This window comes from Hydrogenophaga borbori (assembly GCF_003417535.1).
Classification (GTDB): domain Bacteria; phylum Pseudomonadota; class Gammaproteobacteria; order Burkholderiales; family Burkholderiaceae_C; genus Hydrogenophaga; species Hydrogenophaga borbori.
This window is the reverse complement of sequence record NZ_QVLS01000003.1, coordinates 575,428-600,390: the sequence shown is the minus strand read 5'-3', so window position 1 is coordinate 600,390 and position 24,963 is coordinate 575,428. Positions and strand designations below refer to the sequence as shown.

The 24,963-nt window shown below is 72.9% G+C and carries 16 protein-coding genes and 1 pseudogene; 11 read left to right on the top strand and 6 right to left on the bottom strand.

The window, feature by feature from the left end:
- A pseudogene (locus tag DY262_RS08650) lies at nucleotides 1–210 on the top strand (ABC transporter ATP-binding protein); the annotation flags it as partial.
- A 41-nt stretch (nucleotides 211–251) separates the two neighbouring features.
- Here DY262_RS08650 and DY262_RS08645 read toward each other — a convergent pair.
- From DY262_RS08645 to DY262_RS08625, 5 genes are all read right to left on the bottom strand, one after another.
- Nucleotides 252–1,766 (bottom strand): Do family serine endopeptidase, encoded by a 1,515-nt coding sequence (locus tag DY262_RS08645; RefSeq protein ID WP_245980878.1) that lies wholly within the window; start codon nucleotides 1,764–1,766, stop codon nucleotides 252–254.
- The gene (locus tag DY262_RS08640) at nucleotides 1,763–2,119 is read right to left on the bottom strand and encodes a hypothetical protein (protein ID WP_070401110.1); all 357 of its coding nucleotides are present in this window, start codon (nucleotides 2,117–2,119) and stop codon (nucleotides 1,763–1,765) included. Before DY262_RS08640 ends, DY262_RS08645 begins: the two co-directional genes overlap by 4 nt.
- A gap of 150 nt (nucleotides 2,120–2,269) precedes the next feature.
- The gene (gene mprF, locus DY262_RS08635; protein WP_116958504.1) at nucleotides 2,270–4,867 is read right to left on the bottom strand and encodes a bifunctional lysylphosphatidylglycerol flippase/synthetase MprF; all 2,598 of its coding nucleotides are present in this window, start codon (nucleotides 4,865–4,867) and stop codon (nucleotides 2,270–2,272) included.
- A gap of 156 nt (nucleotides 4,868–5,023) precedes the next feature.
- On the bottom strand, nucleotides 5,024–5,329 hold the full coding sequence (locus DY262_RS08630) for a hypothetical protein (protein ID WP_116958503.1): 306 nt from the start codon (nucleotides 5,327–5,329) through the stop codon (nucleotides 5,024–5,026).
- Between the two features lie 171 nt (nucleotides 5,330–5,500).
- Nucleotides 5,501–8,080: an ATP-binding protein gene (locus DY262_RS08625; RefSeq protein WP_116958502.1), complete on the bottom strand. Its 2,580-nt coding sequence runs from the start codon at nucleotides 8,078–8,080 to the stop codon at nucleotides 5,501–5,503.
- An 82-nt stretch (nucleotides 8,081–8,162) separates the two neighbouring features.
- Between DY262_RS08625 and DY262_RS08620 the strand changes: the two genes are divergently transcribed.
- Nucleotides 8,163–8,912: a response regulator transcription factor gene (locus tag DY262_RS08620; protein WP_116958501.1), complete on the top strand. Its 750-nt coding sequence runs from the start codon at nucleotides 8,163–8,165 to the stop codon at nucleotides 8,910–8,912.
- Nucleotides 8,913–8,933: 21 nt separating this feature from the next.
- Here DY262_RS08620 and arsC read toward each other — a convergent pair whose 3' ends face one another.
- Entirely contained in the window at nucleotides 8,934–9,359 is a 426-nt protein-coding gene (gene arsC / locus DY262_RS08615; protein WP_116958500.1) for an arsenate reductase (glutaredoxin), read from the bottom strand.
- Between the two features lie 98 nt (nucleotides 9,360–9,457).
- Between arsC and DY262_RS08610 the strand changes: the two genes are divergently transcribed.
- From DY262_RS08610 to DY262_RS08570, 9 genes are all read left to right on the top strand, one after another.
- Complete coding sequence (locus DY262_RS08610; RefSeq protein ID WP_116958499.1) at nucleotides 9,458–9,790, top strand: helix-turn-helix transcriptional regulator; 333 nt, start codon at nucleotides 9,458–9,460, stop codon at nucleotides 9,788–9,790.
- A 61-nt stretch (nucleotides 9,791–9,851) separates the two neighbouring features.
- Nucleotides 9,852–11,168, top strand: a complete 1,317-nt coding sequence (locus DY262_RS08605; RefSeq protein ID WP_116958498.1) for a type II toxin-antitoxin system HipA family toxin — start codon at nucleotides 9,852–9,854, stop codon at nucleotides 11,166–11,168.
- Nucleotides 11,169–11,269: 101 nt separating this feature from the next.
- On the top strand, nucleotides 11,270–12,451 hold the full coding sequence (locus tag DY262_RS08600; RefSeq protein WP_116958497.1) for a glycosyltransferase: 1,182 nt from the start codon (nucleotides 11,270–11,272) through the stop codon (nucleotides 12,449–12,451).
- A 200-nt stretch (nucleotides 12,452–12,651) separates the two neighbouring features.
- Nucleotides 12,652–13,041 carry a response regulator gene (locus tag DY262_RS08595; RefSeq protein ID WP_070401118.1) on the top strand — a complete coding sequence of 130 codons (390 nt, stop codon included), beginning with the start codon at nucleotides 12,652–12,654 and terminating at the stop codon, nucleotides 13,039–13,041.
- Nucleotides 13,042–13,257: 216 nt separating this feature from the next.
- Nucleotides 13,258–19,560 (top strand): PAS-domain containing protein, encoded by a 6,303-nt coding sequence (locus DY262_RS08590; RefSeq protein WP_181936450.1) that lies wholly within the window; start codon nucleotides 13,258–13,260, stop codon nucleotides 19,558–19,560.
- Nucleotides 19,557–20,738 carry a sensor histidine kinase gene (locus DY262_RS08585; protein ID WP_116958495.1) on the top strand — a complete coding sequence of 394 codons (1,182 nt, stop codon included), beginning with the start codon at nucleotides 19,557–19,559 and terminating at the stop codon, nucleotides 20,736–20,738. The genes DY262_RS08590 and DY262_RS08585 overlap by 4 nt, the downstream gene beginning before the upstream one ends.
- 130 nt (nucleotides 20,739–20,868) lie before the next feature.
- On the top strand, nucleotides 20,869–21,870 hold the full coding sequence (locus DY262_RS08580) for an ABC transporter substrate-binding protein (RefSeq protein ID WP_116958494.1): 1,002 nt from the start codon (nucleotides 20,869–20,871) through the stop codon (nucleotides 21,868–21,870).
- On the top strand, nucleotides 21,867–24,515 hold the full coding sequence (locus DY262_RS08575; RefSeq protein WP_116958493.1) for a PAS domain-containing sensor histidine kinase: 2,649 nt from the start codon (nucleotides 21,867–21,869) through the stop codon (nucleotides 24,513–24,515). Before DY262_RS08580 ends, DY262_RS08575 begins: the two co-directional genes overlap by 4 nt.
- Nucleotides 24,512–24,958 (top strand): response regulator, encoded by a 447-nt coding sequence (locus DY262_RS08570; protein WP_116958492.1) that lies wholly within the window; start codon nucleotides 24,512–24,514, stop codon nucleotides 24,956–24,958. Before DY262_RS08575 ends, DY262_RS08570 begins: the two co-directional genes overlap by 4 nt.
- Nucleotides 24,959–24,963: the final 5 nt, after the last annotated feature.

Genomic DNA, 24,963 nt, shown 5'->3' with positions numbered 1-24,963 from the left:
CTGCTGGCCGAGCAGAACACCAACATGGCGCTGCGCTACGCCGACTACGGCTACATCATGGAGAGCGGGCGCATCGTCATGGACGGGCCCGCGCCCGAGCTGCGCAACAACGAGGACGTCAAGGAGTTCTACCTCGGCATGGGCGGCGGCGAACGCAAGAGCTTCAAGGACATCAAGTCCTATAAAAGAAGAAAGCGGTGGCTCGCTTAACGGGCCACCGCCGGGTGCTTCGGGCCTGAGGCCTGCGGCGTTCAACCCACGCGCAGGGGAACGAACAGCGTGTTGCCGTCGCGCAGGAGCTGCAGCGCGATGGCCTGTTTGGCCTCGCGCGCCTCGGCCTTGACCTGGGCCACCGTGCTCACGGGCTTGCCGTTGATGCCGATGAGCAGGTCGCCGGCCTGCACGCCCGCGAGTTCCGCGGCGCCCGTCACGTCCTCGATCAGCAGGCCCTGGCGGGTGCCGCTGGCGCGCCGCTCGGGCTCGCTCAGGGGCCGCAGCATGAGGCCCAGCTTGTGCTCGCTGCCCGCGGCCGAAGCGGTCTTGGCCGCGCCCGCGCGGTCGTCGCTGGCGCTCGCCAACTCGACCGAGGTCTGGGCCTCGCGCCCGTCGCGCCAGTAGCCGATGTCCACGCGCTCGCCGGGCTGCGCCTGGCCCACCAGCAGCGGCAGGTCCGCGATGCGGTCCACTGGCTCCTTGCCCACGCGCAGGATCACGTCGCCCGAGCGCAGGCCGGCCTTGTCGGCGGGGCTGCCGGGCTCCACCTGCGCCACCAGCGCGCCGCGCGGCGCGTCCAGTCCGAAGGATTCGGCCAGTGTCTGGTTCACTTCCTGCGCCGCCACGCCCAGGCGCGCGTGCTGCGCCTGGCCGCTCTTCACGATCTGGTCCTTCACCTTCAAGGCGACGTCGATCGGGATGGAGAAGGACAGGCCCTGGTAGCCGCCGGTGTGGCTGAAGATCTGGGAGTTGATGCCGACCACCTGGCCGCGCGCGTTGAACAGCGGGCCGCCGGAGTTGCCGGGGTTGATCGCCGCGTCCGTCTGGATGAAGGGCACGTAGCTTTCGTCAGGCAGCGAGCGGCCCTTGGCGCTGACCACGCCCACGGTGGCGGTGTTCTCGAAGCCGTAGGGCGAGCCAATGGCCAGCACCCAGTCGCCCACACGCAGGTCCTTTTCGGTGCCGAGTGGCACGGTGGGCAGGTTCTTGGCCTCGATCTTGAGCACGGCCACGTCGGTCATGGGGTCGGTGCCGAGCACGCGGGCCTGGAACTCGCGCCGGTCGGGCAGCTTCACCGTGACGTGCGAGGCGCCGTCCACCACGTGCGCATTGGTCAGCACCAGGCCGTCCTTGTCGACGATGAAGCCTGAGCCCTGGCCGCGCACGATGTCCTTGCGCGGGGCTTCGCCGCTTCCGTCGGGGAAGGGGAAGGGAAAGCCGAAGGGATTGGCGCCCTGGCGCGGTGCGCCGTCGCCCGTCAGGCCGACGCGGCGCGTGCCGCTGACCGAGATGTTGACCACCGCCGCGCCATTGGCCTGCGCGATGGTGGCGAAGTCGACCGGGCCGCTGGCGGGCGCCGCCACCGAAGCGGCGGTGCGCAGGAAAGCGGTCGGCGTGGTGGTGGCAGTGATGGGTAGGGGGGCCTGGGTGCCGTGGCGCGAGAGGCCCCAGCCCACGGCCAGGCCGCCCACGGCGCCCGACACCAGCATGGCCGTCACCAGCGGCAACAGGCGGTGGCGCAGGTAGCGCGCGCTCATCAGGGGCTTGTTCATGCTCGGCCTCCGTCCAGTCGCGCCATCAGCAGCGCGTCACCGGCCTGGCGCAGGGCCGACAGCGCGGACCAGGGGTGGTGCAGCCGCAGGTGAAAGGCCGCTTCTTCCAGCAGGGACCAGGCCGCCATCGAGGCGCCCGCCTGATCGCGCAGCAGCGAGCGGGCGTGCTCGATGCGGTGCGCGGCCTGCGCGTCGTGGTCGCAGTAAATGGCCACCATGGCGTCGCGCACGTCGTCGAGCAGCGGCACAAGGTTGGTGGTGGTCGCGCCGGGCGCGAGCGGGCGGTGGTGGCCGGCCGCGTGGATCAGCGAATCGATACCGGTCACCGACGATGGCAAGGGGTTCTGTTGCATGAACTTCTCCAGTCGTTGGGGCCGGCGCGGCGGCGGGATTGCCACGGTGCCGGCGTGGAAAAAATCATGGGCGCGGGAGGTTGCGGGCCGGCTACCGGCCGCGGCCCGCAGATTTCGTATGCAACGAAGGGGCCGCCGAGCGGGCGGGCGTCAGCGAGCGACGATGCCGCGCCAGCCGCCGCCGATGAGCGAGGCCAGGTCGAACAGCACACCCGGCAGGGCCAGGCCCCCGGGCGCGGCCAGGTAGCGGGGCTGCCAGACCGGGTCGAATTTGGCCTTGTAGGCGCGCAGGCCCTGAAAGTTGTAGAAGTGCTCGCCGTTGTGGAACAGGGTGGTGCCCACGCGGTGCCACAGCGGCGCCAGCGGGTGCGTTTCCAGCCCGGCCAGTGGCGCCATGCCCAGGTTGAAGCGTTGAAAGCCGCGCGCTGCACCCCAGCGCATGGTCTCCACGAAGAGGTAGTCCATCACGCCACCGGGCGCCGTGGGCAGGTGGCGCATGAGATCGATGGACAGTTCCGTGCGGCCGTCGCCGGTCCACAGGTTGGCGAAGGCCACCAGCTCATCGCTGCGCCACACCAGGGCGTGGGGGAAGTGCCGCAGGTAGGCCTCGTCGAAACGCCCCAGCGAGAAGCCCTTCTCGCGGGTGGTCTTGCCCTGCAGCCAGGCCTGCGACACGGCCCGCAGGCGCGGCAACGCGGCGTCCACCGCCGACGCGTCGATCACCTCGTAGCGCAGGCCCTCGCGCTCGGCCTTGCGGTGGGCGCGCCGCAGGTTGGCGCGCGCCGCGCCCTCCAGGCTGAAGCCGGCCAGCGGCACGATCGCTTCCTCACCCAGCTTGGTGGCGGCCAGGCCCATGTCCAGGTAGAGCGGCAGCCGGTGCGCCTCGACCTGGTAGAACGCCGCGCGCGCGCCGTGGCGGTCGGCCATTTCCAAAAGCTGCCAGGCCAGACGGTCGCCCTCGGGCGCGGCACCCACGGGGTCGCCCATGGCGATCCAGCTGCCGCCTTGCACCTGGTACATCACAAAGGCCAGGCCCTCCGGGTCGATCAGCAGGCGCTTGTCGCCCAGCAGCACCAGGGCGGCATCGGTGCGAGGGGCCTCGGCCACCAGGCGCTGGGCCGTTTTCAGGCCGCCGGCCGTGGGCTCGGCGCTGCCCGGCGGCCGGGGCCGCACCGCCTGCCACAGCGCCAGCGTGGCGCAGGCCACCGACACCAGCAGGGTGGCGCGCAGGTAGCGGGGCGCGTTGCCGTGCAGCGCGACATGCCACCAGAGTTCGTTGCGGTACTCCACGTGCCGGTAGCTGAACAGGCCGACCCAGGCGCTGGCCAGCACCACCGCGCCGATGCCCAGCCAGGCCGCGGGGCCCAGGTCGGTGGGTTCCAGCCGCGCGGGGCGGTTGAAGGCCGCGCGTCCCGCGTACAGCACACCCGCTGTCAGCAGCGCGATGGCGGATTCCTCCACGTCCAGGCCCTTCACCAGCGACGCCGCCGCGCCCGCGAGCAGCAGCAGCACCGCCAGGCGGTGCGCGGCCGCGATGCGGCGCAGCAGCGCCTGCGACAGCACCAGCAGCGCCAGGCCGATGAGGCTGCCCGCGAGGTGCGAAACCTCCAGCAACGGCAGTGGCAGCACGCCACCGAGCCAGTGCAAGCGCTCGCCGCGCGCCGGCAGGCTGCCGGAGACCAGCAGCACCGCGCCAGCGGCGAAGACCATGGCGCTGCCCACCCAGGGCGCGACCCAGGTGACCGCGGGCTGCGCGCGCCGCGCCAGGCGCCACCAGCGCCGCCCGTGGGCGCGCAGCAGCATGGCGCTGGCGATCAGCGCCGTCAGCGCCAGAGGCAGCAGGTAGTAGATGGCGCGGTAGGCGAGGGCCGCGGCCAGCAGGTCCTGCGCGTTCGCCTGCGGCAGGCCGGCGATCAGCACCGCTTCGAACACGCCCAGCCCGCCGGGCACGTGGCTGACGATGCCCACCAGGGCGGCCAGCACGAACAGGCCCAGGAAGGTCGGCCAGCCCACCGTGCCCGCGGGCAGCAGGCTCCACAGCACCAGGGAGGCGGCCGACAGGTCGATCACGGCCAGGGTGAGCGAGGCCAGGCCGGCCGCGGGCCGCGGCCGGGGGTAGGGCCACCAGGGCAGGGCCTGGCCGGGCCGGGCGCGGGCGAGCCAGGCCAGACCGGCCAGGGGCAGGGCGGCCAGCAGCAGGCCCGTCCCATGGCCCAGGGCCGCCGGCAGGCCCAGGGCGGCCAGCAGGCTGGGGGGCTCCAGGGCCAGCGCGAACCCGCCGCAGAACAGCAGGCCCATCGCCAGCCCCGCGGCGCCGAGCCCCATGACGGTGGCGACTTCGGCGGCCGACAGGCCCCAGGCGCCATACAGGCGCAGGCGCACCGCGCCCCCGCTGACCAGGGCGAAGCCCAGGTTGTGCCCGACGGCGGTGGCCATGAAGGCGGTGGCGGCCACGCGAGGCGCCGGCAGCGACCGCCCGATCAGGCGCAGGGCCAGGGCGTCCTGTCCCGCCAGGGCGATGTAGCTGATGGCGGTGGCCGCCAGCGCCGCGAGCAGGGCCGAGGCGGGCAGGGCCGCGATGGCGTGGCGCACATCGGCGGGGCGCAGGTGGGCCAGTTCGCGGTGCAGCCACCACAGCGCCAGCGCGAGCAGGGCCAGGCTCGCGAGGCTGAACAGCCAGCGCCAAGGCCAGGACCGCCAGCGGTCCAAGGTGGCGAGGGAGGGGCGGGGCCAGTGGGGCGAGGGCATGGGGTGCGGGCAGGGGTGTGCCGCCATGTTGCGGTAAAGGCGGGGCCCGTCGCGATTACCCGAGCGCGACGGCGCATAAAAAAGGCGGACCCGGAGGTCCGCCAAGGGGGCAAACGGCACGGGCCCGTCCAGCCGGCCGTCTGAAAACGGAGGGGTTTACTGCGCGGGTTTGGCGGCCGGCTTGTGGGTGGTCTTCTTCATCTTGTGGTCTTTCTTCGTGGCCTTGGCGTGCTTCTTCTCGGCCTTCTTCACGGCCGGCTTGGTCGCCATCTTGTCGGCGGCCGGCGGGGTGGCGGCCGGCATGGCAGCGGGCGCAGGGGTGGAAGGCATGGCAGCGGGTGCGCTGGCCGGGACCGGTGGGGCCGGTTGCTTGAGCGCGCCGTTGGTGCTGCCTTGCGCCCAGGCACTGGCGCCCAGGGCGAGGATGGCGGCGGCGATGAGGGTGTTGCGCGTGTTCAGCATGAAAACTCCGTGGTCGCAGTGCTTGTGTGTCGCGGTCGATGCTGCGTGTCATCGACCACGGGGCGGATCGTGGCGGTGCTCGTGCATCGCGGCGTGTCGTCGCCCTGGTGGCGGCATTTCACTTGCAACAGAGCGCGGGCCGGGTGTCCCCGGGGGCTCGAGGGGCGGGGATCAGCGCGGGGCGCGCAGCAGCCGCTGCAGGACGGCGTCGAGCTCGCTCCAGCTCAACGGTTTGGCCAGCACCGCCTGCACACCGGCGGCGCTGGCGCGCGCGCCGAAGTCGGTGCCGCCGTAGGCCGTGGCGATGATGGTCACCACGCCGGGCGACAGGCGCCGGCAGCGCTCGATCAGTTCCAGCCCGCCCAGGCGCGGCATGGCCTGGTCGCTCAGCACGGCGGCGAACAGGCCCGGTTCGGCCTCGAACGCCTGCCAGGCCAACTCGGCGTCGCTGAAGCCACGCGGCTCGAACCCGCGTTCGGCCAGGTGCTCTTCCAGCAGGGCCACGAGCGCGGGTTCGTCGTCGACCACCAGCACCACCTCGCCCTGGCCCGACCACGCGGCCTCTTCGACGCCGGGCGCCGTGGGCGCGGCGGCGGGTTCGGGCAGCGGCAGGTACAGGGTGATGGTGGTGCCCTCGCCGGGCGCGGTGCGCAGGTCGATCGCCCCGTGCGCGTCGCGGACCGCGGCGTGCACCACGGCCAGGCCCAGGCCGGTGCCGCCCTGCGCGCTGCGCGTGCTGTAGAACGGCTCGAGCAGGCGCGGCAGGTGCTCGGCGTCGATGCCGGGGCCGTCGTCTTCCACCCGCAGGCCCAGCCAGCGGCCCGGGCGCAGGCTGCCTTGCCAGAGCACGCGCGGCTGGTCCACGGTTTCGCTGGACAGGCGCGCGCGCAGCGAGCCGCGATCGCCCACCGCCTGCACCGCGTTGCGCAGGAGGTTGAGCGCGGCCTCGAAGAAGGCCACGCCGTCACCCACCAGCTCAGGGTCTTCGGCGTCGAGGTCGAGCCGTGCCTGCACACCTTCCGGCACGCCCTGCACGGCCAGGGTCCAGGCTTCCTGGACCAGCGCGCGCGGGCGGTAGGGCTGGCGCAAGCCCTGACCGGTGCGGCCGAAGGCCATCATGCGCGCGACCAGGGTTTTGCCGCGCTCGCCGGCGCTGAGCATGTGCTGCACATGGCCGGCCAGCGCGCTGCCCTCGGGCGCCAGCGCGCGCGCGCGTTCGCCGAAACCCAGGATGGCCGCGAGCACGTTGTTGAAGTCGTGCGCCACGCCGCCGGCCAACGCGCCCAGGGCCTCGAACTGGCGCGCGCGCTGCAGTTGTTCGTCGAGCCGGCGCGCGGCTTCCGACACCGCCACCTCGTCCGATACGTCGTAGGCCGTGCCGGCCAGCAGCAGCAGCTGTTCGCGCGCGTCGCGCAGGCCCTGGCCGCGCAGGCGCACGTGGCGCGGCGGCTGGCCGGGCGGCATCACGCGCAGGGTGACGGAGAAGTCGCGTGCGCGCTCGCGCACGTGTGCGTCAATCGCTTCGCGCAGGCGGCGGCGATCGTCCTGGCTCACGCGATCCGGCCATGACAGCGCGTGCGTGGCCGGCGGGGCGCTGGCGCTGGCGTCGAAGCCCAGCAGCTCGCGCATGCGCGGCGACAGGTAGTGGCGCTCGCTCGCCGGGTCCCATTCCCACAGGCCTTCTCGAGCGGCGGCGAAGGCGCGCGCGGCGCGTTCGCGCTGGCGCTGCAGGTCACGCTGGCTGTGTTCGCGCCAGCGCTGTTCGCGCGCGTGGCGCAGGCTCAGCACGGTGGTGACCAGCAGCGCGGCGAGCGCGAAGCCGCCCACCAGCCAGGCCTGCAGGTGCCAGTCGGCCAGCACCACCTGCGTGTCGCGCGAGAGCACCACGGCCAGCGGGGCGCGTTGCATCGCATGGCCGGCCAGCAGCAGGTCGTGGCGCCGGCCGTCGTCGCCAGGCCGGGACACGATTTGCGTCCAGGCGCTCACGCCAGCCGGCGGATGCAGCGTGCCGGCGCGCTCGGGCCAGCCGCTGGACGGATCGGATTCCAGCAGCGGCGTGCCGTCGGTGCGCAGCACGCGCAGGCGCGCGTCGGGCGCGGGTGAGCGCCGCTCGAAGCCGCCGAGCAGCAGGGCCGTGTCGGCCGCCACCACGATCACCCCGCTGTGCCGCCCATGGGGCGTGGACCAGGGCATGGACAGCGGGATCCAGGGCGTTTCCTGCCCGGGCCACACGGTGGGCGCGCCGATGTGGGCCGAGCCCGGCGCGGCGCCGAGCGCGCTGAGGAAGTAATCGGCGCGCGCGTGCGGGGGCTCTTCCAGTTCCTCGTCCGCGGCCTGCAGCACATTGGCCTGGGCATCGAGCAGCAGCATCTGGCGCGCGGCCGGCAGGGCGGCGGCGCGCGCGCGCAGCACCGCGCCGGCCACCACGGTGTCGGGCACCCAGGCGCCGCCCACGATTTCCTCGGCCGTGGCCTGCATCGCGGTCTGCGCGGCGGCCAGCGCGTTGTCGGCCTGGTCGGCCAGGGCGGCGGACAGGGCCGCGAGCATGCGCTCCTCGCTGTTGAGCACCTGCTGGCGCAGCGTGGCCAGGCCGACGCCGAGGCCGCCCGCGAGGCAGGCGGCGATCAGCACCGGCACGATGACGACCCGGTCGAACAGCAGTTCGCGCCAGCGCGGCGCGCGCGCCGCGGACGCCCCGCCATCGTCGAGCGAGAGCTCGCTGATCGGGGTGGGGGCTTGTTCGGAGGCCATGGGGTGGGGGTGGGCGCTACCATCGACCATAGCGGATGCGGGCACGCGCCGCACCGTTCGCCACGACATTCCTTTGCCGCCGATGACCGACGACGCCCCGGCCAATACCCATCCGCCGCACATCCTGGTGGTGGACGACGACCCCGCGCTGCGCGAGCTGCTGCAGGGCTACCTGGGCGAGGCCGACATGCGTGTGAGCGCGGTTGACAGCGGGCGGCGCCTGTTCGAGGTGTTCGACCAGGAGGCCATCGACCTGGTGGTGCTGGACCTGCGCCTGCCGGGCGAGGATGGGCTGGCGCTGGCGCGCCAGCTGCGCGAGCGCGCGCCGGTGCCGGTGATCTTGCTGACGGGCCGCGCCGAGGAGGCCGACCGCGTGATGGGCCTGGAGCTCGGCGCCGACGACTACGTCACCAAGCCCTTCAGCCCGCGCGAGCTGCTGGCGCGCATCCGCGCCGTGCTGCGCCGCTACCAGCCGCGTGCGCCCGAGGAAGGCGCGCGCGAAGACCAGCGCCGCGCTTTCCGCTTCGCCGGCTGGGAGCTGAACCTGCGCACGCGCCGCCTCACCGGGCCCGACGGGCGCAAGGTGGAGCTGGGCAACAACGAGTTCAGCCTGCTGATGGCCTTCTGCGCCGCGCCGCAGCGCGTGCTCAGCCGTGACCAGCTGCTGGAGCTGTCGCGCCTGCACAGCGCCGAGGTCTACGACCGCGCGATCGACGTGCAGGTGCTGCGCCTGCGCCGCAAGATCGAGGCCGACCACAGCAAGCCCATGCTGATCGTGACCGAGCGCGGAGCGGGCTACCGGTTCAATGCCGCGGTGGAAACGCTCTATTGAACCGAGTGCTCCGCGCGGCGTTCAGCGCAGGCGCCGGCCCTGATCGTCCAGCACCGCCTCGCCGTCCGACTTGACGAAGGCCTTCTTCGGCGGCTCGGGCAGCAGGTCCAGCACCCGCTCCGACGGTCGGCACAGCCGCGTGCCCAGGGGCGTGACCACGATGGGGCGGTTCATCAGGATGGGGTGGGCCTCGATGAAGTCGAGCAGCTGCTCGTCGCTCCAGTGCGGCTGGTCCAGGCCCAGCTCGGCGTAGGGCGTGCCGCGCTCGCGCAGGATGTCGCGCACGCCCAGGCCCATGGCGGCGAGCAGCTGGCGCAGTTCCTGGCGCGAGGGCGGTGTTTTGAGGTAGTCGATGACCTGGGGCTCGACGCCGCAGTGGCGCATCAGCGCCAGGGTGTTGCGCGAGGTGCCGCAGGCGGGGTTGTGGTAGATCTGGTGCGTGTTCATGATGAAAAAACTTAGCTTTTTGTGATAAAAGATAAGCTAAATTAGCATTTAGCCCCAAAGGCCTCAAAAAGCTATATTTAAATAGCTTTTAATAGAAAATGATCGTCAATATGGGCATTCTCGACGACCTGGAAGCCGCTCGCAAGGCCAGCAGTCTGACGCAAGCCGAGCTTGCCGAGCGCGCCGGCGTGAACCGCATGACGGTGGGTCGGCTGGAGGCCGGGTTGGACCCCCGCCTGTCCACCCTGCAGGAGCTCGCGCGCGCGCTCGGGCTGGAGCTCATGCTCGTGCCGCGCGAGCTGCGCCCCGCCATCGACGACTTCGTGCGCGCGGGCGGCCGCCTGGTGGCCCAGCCGGCCGGCGTGGGCGCGCCCCAGTCGGTGGTGGACCTGCTCGTGGTGCCCGCGCCCGCGCCAGGCAAGCCGCGCTGATGGCACCGCCCGGCCCGCCGAAGGCATCCGCGCCGCCGCGCGCCGCACGGAGGGCCGTTGCGTGAGCACCGCCATCCGCTACCTGCGCCTGTACCTGCACCTGCCGCAGGGTGGGCGGCGCGGCATCGGCCACCTCTCGCGCTACGGCGACATCCTGCGGGTGTCTTTCGACGAGGATTACATCGCCGACCCGCAGCGGCCCACGGTCTCCATGAGCCTTCGCGGGGTGAACGACGCGCAGACGCGCCAGATCCTGTCCGCGCCGCGCGATGAGCGCCTGGTGCGCGTCGACGGCCGCTGGCCGGTGTTCTTCCAGAACCTGCTGCCCGAGGGCCACAACCGCGAGCGCCTGGCGCGCCAGCGCGGCTGCGACGTGGACGACGAGTTCGAGCTGCTCGCCGCCGCCGGCCACGACCTCATGGGCGCGCTGGAGGTGGAGCCGCCGCCCGCGCACCAGGAGATACCCCAGGCCGTGCGCCACTGGCACACCGCACTGGGGCTGGATGTGCTGGAGCCCGGCTTCGTCGAAGACCCGGTGGAAGACGCCACCGCCTTGCCCGGCGTGATCGCCAAGTTCTCCGCCGTGCAGGACGGTCGCCGCTACGTGGTACGCCGCCACGGGGCGGCCGGCGAGTTCATCCTGAAGCTGCCGACCAGCCGCCACCCCGACCTGGTGCGCAACGAGGCCACCGGCTACCGCCTGTGCGCGGCCCTGGGCCTGCGCACGGCCGAGGCCCGGGTGATCGCCCGCGCCGAAGCCGATCTGCCCGAGCGGGTCCCGTTCGAGGAGATCCTGGCCGTGCGGCGCTTCGACCGCCAGGACGGCCGGCGGGTGCACATGGAGGAGTTCGCGCAGGCCCTGGGCTACGCGCCGCGCGCCAAGTACGGCCGCGGTATCCGCGAGGACTACGGCCGCATGCTCGCGGTGCTCGACCGTTACTCCAGCGCGCCGGTGCCCGACGTGCGCGAGTTCCTGCAGCGCTTCGTGGCCTTCATTCTCATGGGCAATACCGACGCCCACCTGAAGAACTGGGCCCTGGTCTACCCCGACGGCCACGAGCCCCGCCTGGCGCCGCTGTACGACCCGGTCTGCGTGAGCGCGCTGTTCGAGGCCGTGCCCGAGCCCGACTACGGCGTCAACCGCGGCATCGACGCCAGGCTGCGCGCCTTCGGCTGGGACGCGCTGCGCGAGCTGATCGCCGCCGCCGGCCTGCCGCGTCCCGGCGCGCTGCTGCGCGTGTGCCGCGACACCGTGCGCCGCGCCCAGGCCGACTGGCCCGCCCTGCTGGCCGAGGCGCCCGACAGCGTGCGGCGCAGCGTGAGCGAGCGCCTGCAGGGTGGCGTGGCGCTCACGCGCGAATCGCCCGGCCCGGCCTGAACGCCCCGGCCACGGCCGTCACCGTGGCGCCGCCAGGACGTCACGCCGCTGTCGCCTGACCTTCATAGCCTGTTCGCTTCGCCACCACGCGCGGCAGGCCCATGACCCAGGTCGATCTCATCTATTTCAACGCCGGCGGCGGCCACCGCGCCTCCGCCCTCGCCCTGCAGGGCGTGCTGAACGAACTGCAGCTGCCCTGGACCGTGCGCCTGGTCAACCTGTTCGAGGTGCTGGACCCCTCGCAGAGCTTTCGCCGCCTCACCGGCAGCGCGCCCGAGGACTGGTACAACCGCCGCCTTGCGCGCGGCTGGACCCTGGGCATGGCGCAGGAACTGAAGTTGCTGCAGGCCGTGATCCGCCTGGCCCACCCGACACTGGTGCGCAGGCTGCGCGCGCATTGGGCCGCCACCCAGCCCGATCTGGTGGTCTCGCTCATCCCCAACTTCAACCGCGCGCTCTACCACAGCCTGGCGCAGGCGCGCCCCGGCGTGCCCTACGCCACCGTGCTCACCGACCTGGCCGACCACCCGCCGCGCTTCTGGATCGAGCGCGGCCAGCCGCAGCACTTCATCTGCGGCACGCCGCGCGCACGGGCCCAGGCCCTGGCGGCCGGCCATGCGCCGTCGCGCGTGCACGCCACCAGCGGCATGATCCTGCGCCCCGGCTTCTACGGCCCGCCGGTGGCCGACCGCGCGGCCGAACGCGCGCGCCTGGGCCTGGACCCGCACCAGCCGACCGGCCTGGTGCTGTTCGGCGGCCACGGCTCGCGCGCCATGCTGGGCATCGCGCGGCGCCTGCCGGACGTGCCGCTGATCCTGATGTGCGGCCACAACCAGGCCCTGGCGCGGGCCCTGGCCGGGCTGCCGGCGCGCGCGCCGCGCCACATCGTGGGCTTCACCCCCGAGGTGACGCGCTACATGGACCTGGCCGACTTCTTCATCGGCAAGCCCGGCCCCGGCAGCGTGAGCGAGGCCCTGCAGCGCGGCCTGCCGGTGGTCGTTTCCGACAACGCCTGGACCATGCCGCAGGAGCGCTACAACGCCACCTGGATCCGCGAGCAGGGCGTGGGCCTGGTCTACCGCCGCGCCGCCGGCCTGGCGCCGGCCGTGGACGAGCTGCTGGCCGACCTGCCCGCCTGGCGCGAGCGCGTGCGCGGCCACCACAACCGCGCCTTGTACGAGGTGCCGCAGATCCTGGCCGGCATTCTGCGGCGCGCCCCCGCGAGGCCCCGGCCCGCCGGGCGCGACGCGGCGGACCCTGCGCCCGTGGTCGCCGCCCGCTGATGTGGCCGAGCGGAAAGCGGGCGCTCACATGGCGGTGCGCCGACGCCACGGCGCCCTGAGCCCCCGCGGCGGGCCGGGCCGCGCGTGGCGCGCCATCCCGACCTCCCGATCCACTGGGGTGTTCGGGCGATGCATTGTGTGCGCCCTGACGCGGCGCTTACAGTTGCGCTTGTTTCCCGTTCGTGCCCCTTGGAGATTCGATGCCCCGCCGCGTGATGATGGTCGACGACAGCGACAGCGATCTGCTGTTCACCCGGCTGGCGCTGCAGCGCTGCGGCGTGCCGTGCGAGGTGCTGGGCTTCGAGCGCGCGCAGGACGCGCTGGACCACCTGGCCGCCTCGCCCGACCATGGCGTCGACCTGATCCTGCTGGACATCAACATGCCCGTGATGGACGGTTTCGCCTTCCTGGAGGCCTTCGAGGCCCTGCCGCCCGCGCACCGGGGCAGTGCCGTGGTGGCCATGCTCTCGTCCTCCTCCGATCCGGCCGACCGCGCGCGCGCCGGCGGTTTCCACAGCGTCAAGGGCTACCTCACCAAGCCGCTGGGCAAGGCCGAAGCGGCGGCCGTGCTGCAGGACGTCGCCGCCTGAGCCCGCGGCCGGCCGGGGGTGCCGCCGGGCGAATTGCCCCGGGGAATCCCTTCATTTCGCACGCCGGGCGCCGACATCCCTCGTTAGCATGCTTCGCGTGCGCCGCCCGCGTGGGCGCCGCAGGCTGACAACACCGCTGCCGCCAGCGCCAGGGCCCGCCGGGTCCTCACGCGGGCGGCTCGCGCAACAGGGCCCATGGCCCGAAGGACACCGGATTTGGACAAGGTCGCTCACGACGCGCCGCACCGCTGGGCTTGGGGGCTGTGGATCGCCGGTGTGCTGCTGTGCGCGGCGGCGGCCGCCGCCTGGACGCAGGCCGAGCGCGCCGAGAGCGTGCAGGAGCGCCTGCGCGACGAGGCGGGCCAGCTCACGCAGCGTCTGCAGGACCGCCTGAGCCGGATCGAGTACGGCCTGCGTGGCGCGCGCGGTGCCGTCATGGCCGCCGGGGGCGATGCGATCACCCGCCGCGGTTTCGAGGCCTACATGGCCACGCGCGACCTGCCGCACGAATTCCCGGGCGCGTTCGGTTTCGGCTTCGTGCGCCGCGTCGGCGTGGACCAGAGGGACGACTTCCTCGCCCAGGCGCGGGCCGAGGGGCCGGCGGACTTCCAGGTGCGCGAGCTCGGGCCCAACCCGGGCGAGGCCTACGTGACGCAGTACGTCTACCCGATGCCCGCGAACGCGCACGCCATGGGCCTGGACCTGGCCTCGGAGCCGCTGCGCCGCGCCGCCGCCCAAGCCGCCGCGCGCGAAGGCCGGGCGCTGCTGAGCGCGCCGCTCGCCCTGAAGCAGCCCGGCGGCCAGCCCGACCACGGCCTGCTGTTCCTGCTGCCGGTCTACCGCGGCCTCGACCCCGGGGCCGGCGACCGCGAGCGCCGCTGGCGCGACACCGTCGGCTGGGTGGTCGCCCCCCTGGTGATCGAGGAACTGGTGACCGAGCTGATGCCGGCGTCGCGCGACATCGCCGTCACGCTCGCGGACGGCGGCGACCCCTCGCCGCTCTTCGACGCGCGCGACCCCACCGGCGGCGCCACCGTCGCCAGCCTGGACAGCGGCTTCGACGCCCACGGCCGCCGCTGGACGCTGCGGCTGCAGGCCACGCAAGCGCTGCAGGCCCACCTGCCCGGGCCCACGCCCTTGGGGGCGGCGGCCATCGTCGCCTTGATCGGCGCCGGGCTCGGCGGCGTGGCGCTGGCGCTGAGGCGCTCGCGCCGGGCCATGGACTGGATCGCCGCACCCGGGCGCCCCGGGGCGCGCGCGCCGCTGGGGCCGATGGATTTCGTGCGCAGCCCCTTGCTGCGCCGCGGCGCCCTGATCGGCGCCGTGCTGGCCCTGATCAGCCTGGCGGTGAGCTACCACGCCGATTTCAACCAGGCCATGGACCAGTCGCAGCGCCAGCTGGAGGCAGCGGCGCGGGGCTTCGCCGACAACACGCAGTCCCAGCGCGCGTTCCGCCGCAAGTCGGTGCAGTTCCTGGGCAGCTCGCCGCCGCTGCAGGGGCTGGTGCGCGCGCGGGAGAACGGGGGCATCGACCCCGAGGACGCCTCGACCGAAGACCAGTGGAGGGTGCGCCTGCAGGAGACCTTCGAGCGCTACATCGACACCTCGGCCGATGTGTTCCGCGTCAGCCTGTTGCTGGCCGGGCCGAACCCGCGCGAGCTGGTGCGCGTGGAGCGCAACGGCCTGAGCGTGGAGGCGGCGCCGCCCGAGCGCCTGGCGGATGCGCTCGACGAGCGCGAACTGGGCGATACGCGCTGGGTCGCGCCCGGCATGGTGTTCGTGTACGACATGGCCCTGCACCGCGAGAACGGCGCGGTGGTGTCGCCACGCCGCGCGGTGGCGCGCTACGCCACGCCGGTGTTCGATGGGCGCGGGCAGCTCTTCGGCCTGGTCGTCATCCACGTCGATCTGGATCGTGCCGTGATGCAGTTCCCCTCGCGCTCGCCCGAGGGCGCCTTCTTCGTGCTCACCAACGCCGCCGGCGACTACCTGCGCCACCCGCAGCGCGAGCGCGAGTACGGCTTCGACACCGGCCAGCGCCAGCGTTGGCAGGACGAGTACGTGGCCGTCAACCCCTACCGCGCCGGCGGGCCGCCGCGCTGGCAGGGAACCCAGGGCCTCATGCTGGTGGGCCAGAGCGAATTGCGCGGCAACCCCAACAGCGACGTCGGCCTGCTGCGCTTCCTGGTGGTGATGCCGCAGGAGCATGTGGCCGAGGAAGCGCGCCTGGCCGCGGTGCGGCAGCTGCCGCTGGTGCTGCTGGCCCTGCTCGTCGGCCTGGCGCTGATCTACCTCTACTGGGTCAACGGCAGCCGCAGCGACGAGGTGCGGCGCCAGCGCCTGCGCCTGGCGGCCATCGTCGAGCAGACGCGCGACGCCATCATCGGCCTCGACCCGGAAGGCCGCGTGACGTCGTGGAACCGCGGTGCGCAGGCGCTGTTCGGCTACAGCGCCGAAGAGGCCGCCGGCGCCACCATCGAATCGCTGCTGGTGCCCACGGACGACGACGGCGCGCAGGTGCAGGCCCAGGGCGAGGACGGCGCCGGCGACACGCCGCGCATGGAGCGCTGGCTGCGCACGCGCAGCGGCCAGCGCGTGGAAGTCTCCATTACGCTGTCGCCGATCCTCGATGCCGGCGGCGAGCCGGTGGGCACCGCCGCCATCGTGCGCGACATCACCGACGAGCGCGCGGCGCAGCGCGAGGTGGTGGAGCTCAACACCAGTCTGGAGCAGCTGGTGCGCGAGCGCACGGCCAGCCTGTCGCGCGAGCGCGAGCGGCTGCAGAACATCCTGCGCGGCACCAACGCCGGTACCTGGGAGTGGAACGTGCAGACCGGCGAGCGCCTGTACAACGCGCGCTGGGCCGAGATGGTCGGCCTCACGCTGGACGAGCTCAACACCATGGGCCCGGGCGCCTGGCAGCAGCTGATCCACCCCGACGACATCGATCGCGCGCGTGACATGCTGCGCCGGCACTTCATGGGCGAGATCGCGCAGTACGAGTGCGAGGTGCGGCTGCGCCACCGCAACGGCTACTGGGTGTGGATCCTTGACCGCGGGCGCGTGAACAGCTGGACGCAGGAGGGCGAGCCGCTGTGGATGTACGGCACGCACCGCGACATCACGGCCGCCAAGGAATCGCAGCAGCGCCTGGCCGCCAGCGAGGCCCTGCTCAACCGCACGGGCCGCGTGGCCGGCGTGGGCGGCTGGCAGTACGACGTGGTCGACGGCACGGTGGTCTGGACACCGCAGATGTACGCCATCCACGAGGTCGGCATCGAGTTCGCGCTGGACCCGGCGACGCCGCTGAGCTTCTACGAGGGCGAGGCCAAGCGCGAGTTGCTCGACGCGCTGCGCGCCGCGCGCCGGCGCGCCGAACCCTTCGACATCGAGCTGCCGTTCCGCTCGGCCAAGGGCCGCGAGCTGCGCGTGCGCCTGGTGGGCGAGCCGGTGCAGGACTTCGACGGCAAGGTGGTGCAGATCGTCGGCGCCATGCAGGACGTGACCGATCGCCACCTGATGCAGGCCGAGCTGATGCGCGTGAACGCACTGCAGCACAGCATCCTGGAGAACATGCCCTGCGCGATCAGCGCCTTCGACGCCGAGCTGCGGCTGGTGGCCTGGAACAGCGAGTTCGTGCGCCTGCTCGAACTCGACGCCCTGTTCGCGCGCGGCGTGCCGGGCTTCGAGGACATCGTGCGCTTCAACGCGCGCCGCGGCGAGTACGGCGAGATCGACGTCGAGCCCACCATCGAGCGCCTGCTGGCCAACGCGCGCAGTCCCGTGCCGCACCGCTTCGAGCGCGTGCGGCCCGACGGCACGCCGCTGGAGATCCGCGGCACCCCCATGCCGGGCGGCGGCTTCGTCACCACGTATATGGACATGAGCGAGCGCAAGCGCGCCGAGCAGAGCATCGCGCGCACCGAGGCCCTGCTGCGCGGCGCCATCGACTCCGTGGACGAGGCCTTCGTGCTCTACGACCTGGAGGACCGCCTGCTGCTGTGCAACGAGAAGTACCATCGCCTGTTCGCGCACGTGGGCGACCTGCTGCAGCCCGGCACGCCGTTCGAGACCATCATCCGCGCCAGCTTCGAGCGCGGCCAGGTGCTCGACACCGGCGATGACCGGGAGAAGTGGGTGGCGCAGCGCATGGCCCATCACCGCGCGGGCAACAGCGTGTTCCTGCAGCGCCTGCGCAGCGGGCGCGTGGTGCGCATGATCGAGAACCGCATGCCCGACGGCCACATCGCCGGCTTCTGCATCGACATCACCGACCTCGTGCACGCCACCGAGGCGGCCGAGGCCGCGTCACGCGCCAAGGGCGAGTTCCTGGCCAACATGAGCCACGAGATCCGCACGCCGCTGCACGCGGTGATCGGCCTGTCGCACCTGCTGGCCGACACGCCGCTCACCGTGCGCCAGCAGCAGCTGCTGGCCAAGTCGCAGATGGCCAGCCAGTCGCTGCTGGGCATCGTCAACGACGTGCTGGACATGGCCAAGATCGAGGCCGGCGCCTTCACGCTCGAAGAAGCGCCCTTCAGCCCCTCCGTGCTGCTGGCCGAGCTGGACGCGGTGTTCCGCCAGCAGGCCGAAGCCAAGCGGCTCGCGCTCACCGTGCGCGCTGCGCCCGAGCTGCCGGCGCGGGTGAGCGGCGACGCGCTGCGCCTGCGCCAGATCTTCACCAACCTGCTGGGCAACGCGCTGAAGTTCACCGCCGAGGGCGGGGTCGAGGTGGGCCTGGGGCTGGTCTCGTCCGACGGCGGCACCGTGCGCCTGCGCGGCGAGGTGCGCGACAGCGGCGAGGGCATCGCGCCCGAGGTGCAGGAGCGCCTGTTCACGCCGTTCTCGCAGGCCGACGCCTCCACCTCGCGCCGCTACGGCGGCACCGGCCTGGGCCTGTCCATCGTGCGCCACCTGGTCGAGATGATGGGCGGGCGCATCGGCGTGCGGAGCGCGCCTGGCCAGGGCAGCCTGTTCTGGTTCGAGGTGAACCTGCGCGAGGCGGAGGCCACGCCCTCGGCGCTGGCGCCGCTCACCGCCCCCAGCGGCGCGCTGGAGGTGCTGGTGGTCGACGACGTGCCGGCCGAGCGCCAGGCCCTGGTGGACATGGCGCGCGCCTTCGGCTGGCGCACCGAGTCCTGCGAATCGGGCGAAGCCATGCTGCACTGGATCGAGGGCCGCCTGGCCGCCGGCCAGCCGCTGCCCGACGCCCTGCTGGTGGACTGGCAGCTGCCCGGCATGAACGGCCTGCAGTCGCTGGCCGCGCTGGCCGAACGGCACGGCCTGCTGCGCCTGCCGGCCGCGCTCATGGTGTCGGCCAGCGATCGCGAGCGCGTCGCGCGCGAGGACCACCTGCGCCTGGCCGACGACATCCTCACCAAGCCGGTCAACGCCTCCGTGCTGTTCAACGCCGTCAACCAGGGCGTGGTGGCGCGCCACGGCCACAGCCGGCGCGTGCTGGACGCGCAGCGCCACACCGCGCCCGAGGCCGTGCAGCGCCTGGCCGGCACGCGCGTGCTGGTGGTGGACGACAGCGAGATCAACCAGGAGATCGCGCAGCACATGCTGGAGCGCGAGGGCGCCAGCGTGTTCCTGGCCAGCAACGGCCGCGAGGCCCTGGCCCTGCTGCGCGACGGGCCGCACTTCGACGTGGTGCTCATGGACGTGCAGATGCCCGAGATGGACGGGCTGCAGGCCACGCGCGAGATGCGCAGCGATCCGAACCTGCGCCAGCTGCCGGTGGTGGCGCTGACGGCCGGCGCGCTGGCCGAGGAGCGCCGCCGCGCGCTGGACGCCGGCATGGACCATTTCCTCACCAAGCCCATTGACCCCGACCAGTTGCTGGAGGTGGTGGCGCAGGCGCTGGCGGGCCCCGACGGGGCCGTGGCGCCCCCGAGCGCGCCGGCCCCGCTGACCGCCGTGGCCGACGACTGGCCCGAGATCGATGGCATCGACGGCGCGCAGGCGCACCGCCGCCTGGGCGGCGACGTGGCGCTGCTGCGCCGCAGCCTGCGCCGCCTGTTCGACGAGTTCGCACCGCTGGCCGAGGAGCCCCTGCCCGCCGCCCTCGCGCCCGACGCGCGCCAAGGGCTGGCCGCGCGCGTGCACAAGCTGCGCGGGGCCGCCGGCCTGGTCGACGCCCTGGCCCTGCACCGCCACGCGGGCGTGGTGGAAAACGCGCTGCGCGACGGCCAGCCGGCGCAGTCCCTGCAGGCGCCCTGGCGCGAGCTGCAGGCCAGCCTGCGCCGCCTGCGCCTGGCGGCGGGGGCCTGGCTGTCGCAGGCCGGCGCTGCCGCGCCCGGCGACAGCGCCGAGCCGCCCGCCAGCGACGAGGCGCTGCGCCGCCTGCACGAGCTGCTCGCGCGCCACGACCTCGACGCCCTGAGCCTGTTCGACACCCAGGGCGCTGCGCTGCGTCGCCGCCTGGGCGACGCACGGGCCTCGGAACTGGAAAACCACATCGGCGCGCTCGACTTCGCGGCCGCCGCCGAGCTGCTGCAGAGGGAGCTGGCCACATGAACGACGCCGCGCTGCCCGACATCCTGATCGTCGACGACGACCCCGGCATGGTGCAGGTGCTGGCCAAGGCGCTGCGGCCCCTGGGCCGGCTGCGCTTCGCCATGCATGGGCAGGACGCGCTCGAGCGCATCGCCAGCGCCGTGCCCGACATCGTGCTGCTGGACGCCCAGATGCCCGGCCTCTCGGGCTTCGACGTGCTCGACGCGATCAAGGCCAACCCGGCGCTGGTCGACCTGCCGGTGATCATGGTCACCAGCCACGCCGAGGCCGATTTCGAGCAGGCAGGCCTGGAGCGCGGTGCGGCCGACTTCATCGCCAAGCCCATCCACCCACCGGTGGTGCAGGCGCGCGTGCGCACCCAGCTGCGCCTGAAGCAGGCCAACGACCAGCTCAGGCAGATGTCGGCCGCCGATCGCCAGAACCTCGCGGTGGCGATGGTGGAGCTGCGCGAAAGCCACGCCAGCCTGCAGCGCACCGCCGACGAGCTGCGCCAGGCCAACGACAGCCTGGTGCAGTTCGTGCGCATCGCCTCGCACGACCTGCGCGAGCCGCTCAACACCATCGCCCAGTTCGTGGGCCTGATCGACGAGGACCACAGCGCCCAGCTGCCGCCGGAGGCGCAGCGCTACATGCGCCTGGTGCTGCGCGCCAGCGCACGCATGCGCACCCTGCTTGACGATGTGGTGCGCTACGCGCGCCTGCAGGCCGGCGAGACCGACGAGCCCACCCTGGTGCCGCTGGACCGCGTGATGGCCGAGCTGCGCGACGCCCTGGCCGCGCGCATCGCCGAGACCGGCGCCGAGCTCCACATCGACCCGCTGCCCGTGGTGCCGGGCCACGCCAGCCTGCTGTCGCTGCTGTTCCAGAACCTGCTGACCAACGCGCTGAAGTTCGTGCCGCGCAACCGCGCGCCCCGGGTGAGCGTGAGCGCCTGCCTGTCGGACGGCCGCGTGAAGGTCTCGGTCGGCGACAACGGCATCGGCATCGCGCCCGAGCACGCGGGCCGCCTGTTCCAGCCCTTCCAGCGCCTGAACCTCAAGAGCGAGTACGAGGGCACCGGCCTCGGGCTGGCGGTGGCCCGCCAGGTCGCCGAGGCCCACGGCGGCTCGATCGCCGTGCGACCGAACGCGGGCCAGGGCGCGGTGTTCGAGGTGCTGTTGCCGCTGCCGCCGGACTGACCAGGGTCGGGGGCGTCGGTGGAAAGTACTCGCGTCGGGCGCCCGCGACGCCTGCGCGGCTTCCCCAGCGAGATTTGTTTCAGAAAGTGACAGGCCCGGCCGACAATGCGGGCTGATACGGAAGCGGGGCATGAACGATCAGGGTGGCCGACACACGAAAACCTGGCTGGCGCGCATGGGGCGCGCCGCTGGCTGCGCCGTTCTCCTGCTGCTGGCGGGGTGCATGGAGGTTCCCCAGCCCCCCCTGGCCGTGGGCACGAACATGCGCGTGGGCGCCGATCCGCTGGTGCTCGCGAGCGAGCGGGGCCTGGTGGACCCGGGTCGTGTCAAGGTGGTGGAGCTGGCCTCGGGTTCGGAGGTCCAGCGCGCGCTCAACAACGGCCTGCTCGACGCGGCCGCGCTCACGCTGGACGAAACCCTGCGCCTGGTGGACGCCGGCGTGGACCTGCGCATCGTGGCCCTGCTCAATGCCTCGCAGGGCGCTGACGTGGTGGTGGCGCGGCGCGACATCGAGTCGCCGCGCGACCTGCGCGGCGAGATGGTGGCCGTGGAGGACACCTCGGTGGGGGCCTTCATGCTGCAGCGCATGCTGGGCAAGACCGGGCTCACGCGCGCCGAGGTCCGGGTGGTCAATCTGGAGGCCAACGCCCACCTGGACGCCCTGCGCGACGGCCGCGTGGCGGCGGCGGTGAGCCATGCCCCGCTGTCGGGCGCGCTGATCGCCGCGGGGTACCGGCCCATCTTCAGCAGCCGCGCCATCCCGGGCGAGGTGGTCGACGTGATGGTGGTGCGCGCCAGCGTGCTGCGCGCGCGGCCCGAGGCGGTGGATGGGCTCCTGCGGGCCTGGGCCGCCGGTCTGGCCGAGGTGCACGCCGACGCCACGCGCGCCGCCGCCGCGCTGTCGCCCGGCACCGGCCTGAGCACCCTCGAGTACGTGGGCGCACTGCGGGACGTGGCCTTCATGCCGCTGGACGTGTCGCTGGAGCAGCTCACCGGCCCCTCGGTGGCGCTGGAGGCCCGGGCGCGCTCGGTGGGCGGCGCGCTCATGGACGTGGGCCTGCTGCGCCGCATGCCGCTGCTGGTGGACCTGGTCGACACCTCGGCCCTGCGGCGCGTGGTGAGGCAGCCATGATCGGCCAGGCCGGTCGCTGGATGCCGCAGGGCCGGTGGCTGGTGCCGCTGCTGCTGGCGCTGTTCGCGCTGCTGACGGCCGGCACCAAGTACGTGGTCGGCATGCGCCAGGTCGAGGCCGAGGTGACCGAGGCCGAGACGCGGCGCCTGCGCGAGCGGCTCACCGTGGAACAAAGCCGCCTGAACCTGCAGGCCGATCCGTCCAATCTGTCGTTCGCGCGCGGCGTGGTCGGTGGCCTGGGCCTGTACAAGGGCATGCGCGCGGCCTGGCTGCTGCGGCCCGACGGCAAGGTGCTGGCCTCGCTCACGCGCGCCGACGTCGGCCGCGATTTCGCCGAGGTGGCCGCCGCCCGGCCCGAACTGCTCTACCTGGACACCCTGCCGCGCGGCGCGCTCGACCCGCTGGCCATCGTGCCGCGCTACTGGGTCGGCGGCCAGGAACTGGTGGGCGCGGTGCCGCTGAGCAACGGGCGCCGGCTGGTGGTGCTGGTCGACATCACCGTGCCGATGGCGCAGCGCCACGCGGCCTTGCGCGAGGCGATGCTGCGCGAGACCCTGCTGCTGCTGGCGCTGGCCGGCGCGTTGGGCCTGGTGCTGCACTTTGCGTGGTTCCGCCGCGCCGAGCACCTGGCCCGATCGCTCACCGACATGGGCGAGGGGCGCTTGCAGGCGCGCGCTGGCCTGCAGGGCTTCGACGAGCTGGCCCTGATCGGCGCCGCCGCCGACCGCATGGCCGAGCGCCTGGAGAGCGACCAGGCGCGGCTGCAGCACCTGCATGCCCTTGTTGATCGCTCCCCGGTGGTCGTCATCGAATGGGCCAATCAGCCCGGCTGGCCGATGACCTACCTCAGCCGCGCCGTGGCGCAATGGGGCTACGAGGCCCAGGATCTTCTCAGCGGCGCCATCGACTGGGACGACCTCGTGCACCCGGACGACGTCGAGCGCATGAACACCGAGATCGCGGCGCACTGGGCGGCCGGCCGGCACGAGTACCGCCAGGAATACCGGCTGCGCCGCGCCGACGGCGTCTACGCCTGGATCGACGACCGCACCTCGATCACGCGCCGCCCCGACGGGGCGATCGACAGCATCAGCGGCATCCTGCTCGACATCACCGCGCAGAAGGAGGCCCAGCTCGCGCTGCGCGAGCAAAGCGAGGTGCAGCGCCTGTTCTACGAGCTGCCCTTCATCGGCATGGCGATCTCCGACCCCGACAGCAAGCGCTGGCTGCAGGTGAACGACCGCCTGTGCGAAATCCTGGGTCGCCCGCGCGAGGAAGTGCTGCGCATGAGCTGGGCCGAGATGACGCCGCAGCCTGATCGGGAACGCAATATCGAACGGTTCGAGGCCCTGCGCGCCGGCCACATCGACAGCTACCAGCTGCAGAAGCGCTTCGTGCGGGGCGACGGCGGCATCGTGCACGTGGAGCTCGACGTGCGCCCCCTGCGCCTGGCCGACGGCACGCTGCACCGCCTGTTCGCCACCGTCCAGGACGTGACCGGCCGGCTGCGCGCCAGCGAGGCGCTGAGCGAGCAGAAGGGCCTGCTGGAACAGGCCGAGGGCCTGGCCGGCCTGGGCAGCTGGCGTTTCGACATGTCCGATGGCCGCGTGTGGTGGTCGGAGCAGATGTTCCGCAACATCGGGCGCGATCCGGCACTGGGCCCGGTGCCCACGCTGGACGCCTACCTGGACTGCATGCACCCCGAGGACCGCGACCGGGTGCGCGGCTTCATGCAATCGCCGGCGGAGGGCGACGGCGTGGCCCACGCCGAGTTCCGCCGCCACCCCGGGCTTGGCGAGGAGCGCTGGTTCCGCGCCAGCGTGGCGCGCCACCGCGCGCCCGAGGGCGGCTGGCGCTACTCGGGCACGCTGCTGGACATCACCGCCCTCAAGCGGGCCCAGCTCGACCTGCAGCGCACCAACGCCGAGCTGGAGCACCGCGTGCGCGAGCGCACCGAGCAGCTCAGCGCGGCCAACCGCGAACTCGAGGCCTTCACCTACACCGTCTCGCACGACCTCAAGGCGCCGCTGCGCGGCATCGACGGCTACAGCCAGCTGCTGGAGGAAGAGGCCGGCCAGCGGCTGAACGAGGAAGAGCGTGGCTTTGTGCGGCGCATTCGCCGCGGCGTGCAGCAGATGAGCGAGCTCATCAACGACCTGCTGGATTACTCGCGCATGGAACGCCGCGCCATGGACCCGCAGCCGCTGGACCTGGAGGCCACGGTGCGGCGCGTGCTCGACGAGTTCGGTGCCGACATCGAACGCAGCCGCGCCGAGGTGCGGCTGGCCCTGCCACCCTTGAGCCTTCGCCTGGACCGCGAGGGCATGGCCGTGGTGCTGCGCAACCTGGTGGGCAACGCGCTGAAGTTCGCGCGCGCCGGCCAGCCGCCGCGCATCGAGCTCGGCGCCAGCCCCGTGGAGGGCGGCCACCGGCTCTGGGTGCGCGACCACGGGGTGGGCTTCGATATGAAGTACCACGACCGCATCTTCGGCATCTTCCAGCGCCTGCAGCGCGCCGAGGACTACCCGGGCACCGGCGTCGGCCTGGCCCTGGTGGCCAAGGCCGTGCAGCGCATGGGCGGCCGCGTCTGGGCCGAGAGCGTGCCTGGCCAGGGCACCACCTTTTTCCTGGAGTTCCCCGCATGAACACCGCTCAACGCCCGGGTCCCCTGCCGCCCATCCTGCTGGTCGAGGACAACCCCATGGACCTGGACCTCACGCTGCGCGCCTTCAGCAAGCGCCAGTTCGCCAACCAGATCCAGGTGGCGCGCGACGGCGAGGAGGCGCTGGCCTGGCTGCCGCGCTGGGAGGCCGGCGAGTCCATGCCCGCGGTCATGCTGCTCGACATCAACCTGCCGCGCATGACCGGCCTGGAGGTGCTGCAGGCCTTCAAGCGGCACGAACTGGCGCGCCGCATCCCGGTGGTGGTGCTCACGTCCTCGCGGGATGACCGCGACCTCGGGAAGGCCTACGATCTGGGCGTGAACTCTTACATCGAGAAGCCGGTCAGCTTCAACAAGTTCATCGAGGTCGCCGGGCACATCGAGCTGTACTGGTGCGTATTCAACGAGCGCCCCTACCGGCCCTGAGGCCG